This window comes from Ktedonospora formicarum, from assembly GCF_016587355.1.
GTDB classification, from domain to species: domain Bacteria; phylum Chloroflexota; class Ktedonobacteria; order Ktedonobacterales; family Ktedonobacteraceae; genus Ktedonobacter; species Ktedonobacter formicarum.
Window position 1 is genome coordinate 1,083,026 of record NZ_BNJF01000003.1, and the last position, 6,000, is coordinate 1,089,025.

Sequence of the window (6,000 nt, forward strand, 5' to 3'; positions counted from 1 at the left end):
CACTGCAAAAAGATTATCCTCTCTATACAACCCTCAAGTGTAGAGTACTATTCCTCGTTTGAGGCGGTATCGATCAGGGGCAGGGTAAACCAGAAGGTTGAGCCCTGACCCGGAGCGCTCTGGACGCCAACATGTCCACCATGAAGCTCAATTGTGGAGCGGCAGATGTAGAGACCGAGTCCCAGGCCCACGCCAGAGCCACTACGTACATACATACCCGGCACGCGATAAAAGCGCTCCCAGATGTGCTGCTGCTGCTCACGTGTCAGGCCCGGCCCCTGATCACGGACAGAGACTCGAACCTGTGTCTTCTCAAGCTTGACATCTACGGCAACAGGCTTAGAGGCATCTGAATACTTAAGCGCATTGCTTAGATAGTTGGCGAGGACCTGTCCCACACGATCCGAGTCAGCATCAAGCGGTATCATATCCACAGAAGGCCCGGAGTAGGATATAACGCGCTCAGGATTTAGCAGACGTTGGTTCTCAATGTTCTCACTTACAATGTCAACCAGATTACAACACTCCGGGTGTATCTCCAGACGCTTTGTACGCACCCGCGAGGCATCGAGAAGATCTCGCACCAGGCGATTTTGCAGATCAAGCTGCTGAATCGCGCGCGACATATGCCGTTGTAGGGACTTTAGCATCTTTTCTCGATCCTGTTGTGTAACTTTAGCCTGCTGTATCTGGCGCATTGAAAGCTGAATGCTGGCCTTGGCACCCGTCAAAGGGGTTCGTAGCTCATGCGCGACGATACTCACAAAATCGTCCATCATGAGGTTCGCCTTCTCGGCCTCCTTGCGCGCCTGCTGTGCCACAATGCGCGCGCGCTGCAACTGGCTGGTAAGTAAACTCAAGCTCAGGCAGGTCACCCCGAACATCACCAAACTGAATAAATCTTCGTGGTCGGTGAGAGAGAACTGGTTGATGGGTGGCGTAATGACATACACAAAGAAAAGGATACCAACCATACTGGCAATGAGCCCGGGCAGAAGACCCCAGCAGACCGAGACCAGAATCACGGCAAGCAGGATTGGAGCCTCTTCAAAATGCATATGTGGAAAGGCATGAAGGCTCATATACACAGCTATAGATGCGATGAATGGGAGGAGAGGCGTGAGTAAATAGCCAAGCTTCAATGAGCGGAATGGCGCGGGTATAAAGGGAGCCACAAAGGCATACTTATGTAAGAAAGTGTCAGCAGATTCGGGGTGCGTGCGTGTATCTCGCTCCATCGCGATCCGCTCTTCAGTTCGTTCATCGAGTGACGATGTATGCATAATAACCCCTCCCATGAGGGAAAAAACTAGCTTCTTTATGAACTTCTATCTCTCTCTATTCTACTCCTCTCTATCGGCAACTAGCCTTCAGGTTACATGCTGTATAAACACCAAAGCGAGAGGCTGGAGGTCCGGTGTCAGCAACACCTTCCCGATCCAGCACTCTCGCTTCAGCTTCCCCTACACGAACAGGTGGAACACGTAGCCGATGACCAGGGCGTAGAGCGGAGGAGCAACGATGATGGAGACGACGAGGAAGACCATCTCCTTCACGCCGTATTTCGGTCGCTCCGATCGCTTCAGTACATGTCCAGCGGCACAGGACATCTGGCTGATGACCATGCCCACGCTCAGGATGAGCCCACTGAAGATTCCAACATTAGGCTCTGAGCCGTGAAGCATCGGCACGATGAACCATCCCCAGAGCGTGCTCATCACAAACCCCTCCAACAGAATGCTGAGGGTTGCGACCACGACCCCGGCCACGATCATGAGCATGAGAAGGCTCACGATTATGTCCCGGACCCAGCACACGCCGTCCATGAAGAGCTCTCCACAGTTCTGCAGGGAGCGCTTCCAGCCACGTGCCTTATTATACGCACCGTACATCTCGATCCCTTCAGATCGATTCGGGTATTACGCGCTTATTGTGTGACAGGTTTCCCGCATGAGATGCAGCGAGAGGCGTTAGTAGGACCTCGCGCAACCACACCAACAGAAGCCCACTCACAGCTTCAGCGTAATCTACTTTACATACCTATGATACTTTATTTCACGCATAATGTGAAGATAAGCAATTATAAGTAGTAGAGTATCCGTGCAGCGGCGCCCCCGCTGGAGCTACTATAGCAGTGTTCAGCAGTCCTGAGCTTCTTCATATGTAGGCGCGATGCTTTAGTCAACGCTCGCTACATTGCGCATTAGCGCCACGCGCTGGCTTCGTCAAGCGTCTTGATCGCGGAGGCGTCCAACTTGAGTTCAAGAGCCTTCATCAGGTCTCGCAACTGCTCAACCGAGGTGGCACTGGCGATAGGCGAGGTAATGCTAGGGCGCGCGATCAACCACGCCAGCGAAACCTGGGCCGGGGTGGCGTTATACTCGGCGGAGACCTTATCCAGGGCCGCTAAGATACGATATCCCCTCTCATTAAAGTAAGCTTGCTTAACGCCCTGAGCACGCGCGCTTGTGGGTAGATCCTGGTCGGGTCGATACTTACCAGTCAGGAAGCCCATTGCCAGGCTAAAGTAACTGATAACACCCAGGTGCTCTCGCTCGCAGAGCGTTTCTAGATCATGCTCATATCCCTCTCTATCATAGAGGTTATATTCTGGTTGCAGGCTCTCGTAGCGTGGGTAGCCATGTTGCTTACTTACCTCAAGCGCGAGTTGTAGTCGCTCGGACTTATAGTTCGAAGCCCCAATCGCGCGGATTTTGCCCTGGCGCAACAACTCATCGTAGGTCCCTAGCGTCTCGGCAAGATCGATCTCGGCATCATCGTCATGCGACTGGTAAAGATCGATGTAATCTGTTTGCAAGCGCTTGAGCGATTCCTCTACTGCTCGCATAATGTGCTTACGCGAAAGACCTGATCCCCCAGGGCCCATATCCTTGCCAACCTTCGTCGCGAGCACAATCTGGTCGCGCTTCCCAGTGCGCTTTAACCATTTTCCCAGCACCGTTTCGGACTCGCCACCCTTATGGCCCGGCACCCAACGCGAATAGACATCCGCCGTATCGATGAAGTTACCGCCTCCCTCCACAAAGGCGTCCAGCACCTTGAAGGACGCCTGCTCGTCAGCGGTCCAACCAAAGACATTGCCACCCAGGCAGAGCGGCACCACTTTTAGGGATGAGTCGCCCAGGTTGCGCATAAGTAACGTCTTCTCCATATGGCAAATAGCTCTCTTTCTCTATAGAATCGCAGCTCTATATAATTGTAAAGCTTTTTAATTTTCTCTTTCACATATTAGTGCAGACTTATTCGCCTTACCGGTTCATATGTTTTCAAATGGGACATTTGCACCATCAGCTTGATATGTAAATTGATTTATAGTAAGTATATGAATGCCAGACACACATCTGTGGCACATATACGAGAGGGCTACTCTATGTATCAACACCCTATGTTTAAAAAGAAAGTAACAGGGATATTAAATTGCATTTATAGCCTTATTACTCTGCTATTTATGTATCTACTCGCTGGCTGTGGTTCGTCAGACGTTACAGCTTCCCCACCAACTACAACGTCACCACAGAAACAAGAAGGGAGATGCTCTACGAACAGCAACAATCAATCAACCCATACCCAATATGCAATCTCATGGGACGCCATCGCGAAGGATGCCGACAGCAACCAGGGCACCTCAACCTTGTATGTCACCGCCTTCGACACAACAAACGGGAAACAGCTCTGGCAGAAAGCCCCCACCAAGATCACCACTATGTATCAATCGAGTACCAATAAAATCGTTGACGGCGTGCTCTATATCCTCGCGTCTGCATACCAGAAGCCAACCCTGCTCTTAGCCGTTGATACGAAGGACGGGCATATGCTCTGGCAACGCGAGTACGAGCAGCTAGACGTCAACAATTTAGAAATCTGCGCCGGGCAAATCTATCTTACGATGAGCCCTGCGGAGCGCCGTATCAACCCCACATACAGCATATATGCCTTGAACGCTACCGATGGCAGGGATCTCTGGACCTATACCAGTGAGAAAATGCGCATGTATTCATCCCTGGTTGCCACAAAAGAAACTCTCTATGCGATGGAAGAACAGAGGGGAAATCAGTTACAGGTCATCGCGCTACGCCCCTCTGACGGCCAAGTAACCTGGCGTAAGGATTATCAAAATGATGGTGATGTGTGGAAGTTCAAGCTTCTCGCGACCGAGCAGTCAGCCTTCGCCATTAAGCAGATAGATCAAAATCCCTCTGGAATCGATATCAGTCATATAACGAGCGTACAGGCGCTTCAGCCATCAAGTGGCAAAGTACTCTGGGAGACACGAATGCCTGTTGACATCAGTGGCATGAGTGTGGTCTTGCTCGGCGATCAGTTGTACCTCAATGGCCTGAACTATAATCCCAAAGCGCCAAAGGGGCAAGAAGCTATATTGATGCGCCTGGATACAAACACGGGTAAGCTGCTCTGGCAACGCTTCCACGACTATAATCAGTTTACACTGATTTCTAGCCAGGAGATGATCTATGCCTACAAGGGATACGGCAACGTCCCGACAGCTCAGAAACAGCTTTGCGCGCTCGATCCGGCGAGTGGGAAAGAGCGCTGGTGCCAGAATACTCTGCAACCCAGCCTCTTTAGTCTGAGCCCCTCTCAGGACGCGCTGATTGTCGTCGAGACCATCCAGCCCAGTCCACTGGAATTGCACCAAAACCTGGTCGCCCTGAACAAGCGGGATGGCAGCGTCCTTTGGAAGCAGCCCTGGAAGACCAGTTCACCCTCGCTAACAACCGTGACACTGGTTACCATCACCGAGGGGCAGAACATCCAGAGAATCCCCGTTTTTTAATCCCGCCTACTACTAAGAAGTATGCAAAGGGCGAGCGGGGAATAATAATCCCCCGCTCGCCCTTTATCATGCTCGACTATAACTTACACAGCCTGCCAGACATACTCGGTCCCACCTTCGCCCGTTGAGACAACCCGCTTGCTATCAGGCGACCAGGAGACACTGAACACGCTCCCAGTATGCTTCTTAAAGGTGAAGAGCTTCTTCCCCGTAGCGGCATTGAAGACCTGCGCGGTCTTGTCCGTGGAACCGGAGACCATGTACTTGCCATCGGACGACCAGGAGACACTGAGCACCATATCGCTATGACCTGTATAGACTTGCTGAGTCTCGTCTGTTGTGACGGTCCAGACGCGCACGGTCTTGTCGTTACTGACGGAGGCGATACGCGTGCTATCAGGCGACCACGCGATAGCGTTGATAAGGTCGGTATGCTCCTGGTAGCTCTTCGCCTCACCAGAGGCGATATCAACTACCGTCACTTTGGGCGTGCCCGGCGTGGTCACGACCCATGCCAGCCAGTTTCCATCGGGCGAGAAGGCCACGGCCCCAACCAGATCGCCCGCGTCTAAGTGATAGGTCTTGTTGTCCCTGCCGTTGTTCTTCAAGTCCAGCACTTCGACGATACCGTTCTCAACGCCATAGGCGATACGCGTGGAATCAGGCGACCAGGAGACCCCGGTGATGCCATGATTATGCTTCTGTGAGATGAACTGCCGCTCGCCATCCGTGGCGCTAAGCACATAGACCAGGCCCTCTCCGGCATCACCACCCATGACCATAGTTCCCACGGCAACATACTTTCCATCTGGCGACCAGGCGACGCTATGCGTACCTGTTAGCGACTGCTGCCAGATGAGCTTCCCACTTGTCGCGTTCCATACCTGGACAGTGGAGTCAAAACCCACGGAGGCGACGCGCTTCCCATCGGGCGACCAACTTGTAGCCAGGGCAACACCATGACTACTGTTATAAGTGCTGAGCACTTTGCCGGGTGCACTCGTTGACTTTATGGCAGGGCTCATAGTCGTCAACGCCGAGTTCGGCGACGTTTCAGCATTAGCTGTTCCATTTCCATATTCAGCCGATCCACAGGCAGCTAGCAGTAGAGAGAGAGAGCTGACCGCCAACACATAACATACAAGGTAGAATTTCCGAATAGAATTCTTTGAACGTTTTAGCAT

5 protein-coding genes are annotated in these 6,000 nt (G+C 52.3%); 1 reads left to right on the forward strand and 4 read right to left on the reverse strand.

What is annotated here, in order from left to right:
* Positions 1 to 47 precede the first annotated feature (47 nt).
* From K3T82_RS31485 to K3T82_RS31495, 3 genes are all read right to left on the reverse strand, one after another.
* Entirely contained in the window at positions 48 to 1,283 is a 1,236-nt protein-coding gene (locus K3T82_RS31485) for a sensor histidine kinase (RefSeq protein WP_220197474.1), read from the reverse strand.
* A gap of 180 nt (positions 1,284 to 1,463) precedes the next feature.
* Positions 1,464 to 1,892 (reverse strand): hypothetical protein, encoded by a 429-nt coding sequence (locus tag K3T82_RS31490; RefSeq protein WP_220197475.1) that lies wholly within the window; start codon positions 1,890 to 1,892, stop codon positions 1,464 to 1,466.
* 311 nt (positions 1,893 to 2,203) lie between these two features.
* Positions 2,204 to 3,172, reverse strand: a complete 969-nt coding sequence (locus K3T82_RS31495; protein WP_220197476.1) for an aldo/keto reductase — start codon at positions 3,170 to 3,172, stop codon at positions 2,204 to 2,206.
* Between the two features lie 219 nt (positions 3,173 to 3,391).
* Here K3T82_RS31495 and K3T82_RS31500 point away from each other — a divergent pair, with 219 nt between their 5' ends.
* Positions 3,392 to 4,816 (forward strand): outer membrane protein assembly factor BamB family protein, encoded by a 1,425-nt coding sequence (locus tag K3T82_RS31500; protein WP_220197477.1) that lies wholly within the window; start codon positions 3,392 to 3,394, stop codon positions 4,814 to 4,816.
* Positions 4,817 to 4,899: 83 nt separating this feature from the next.
* Here K3T82_RS31500 and K3T82_RS31505 read toward each other — a convergent pair.
* Positions 4,900 to 6,000, reverse strand: a 1,101-nt coding sequence (locus tag K3T82_RS31505; protein ID WP_220197478.1) for a WD40 repeat domain-containing protein, incomplete at its 5' end; no start/stop codon positions are given.

Bases quoted from the DNA above. Each gene is read 5' to 3' on its own strand.
- K3T82_RS31485 (WP_220197474.1), bottom strand. From the start codon at position 1,283: ATGCATACATCGTCACTCGATGAACGAACTGAAGAGCGGATCGCGATG.
- K3T82_RS31490 (WP_220197475.1), bottom strand. From the start codon at position 1,892: ATGTACGGTGCGTATAATAAGGCACGTGGCTGGAAGCGCTCCCTGCAG.
- K3T82_RS31495 (WP_220197476.1), bottom strand. From the start codon at position 3,172: ATGGAGAAGACGTTACTTATGCGCAACCTGGGCGACTCATCCCTAAAA.
- K3T82_RS31500 (WP_220197477.1), top strand. From the start codon at position 3,392: ATGTATCAACACCCTATGTTTAAAAAGAAAGTAACAGGGATATTAAAT.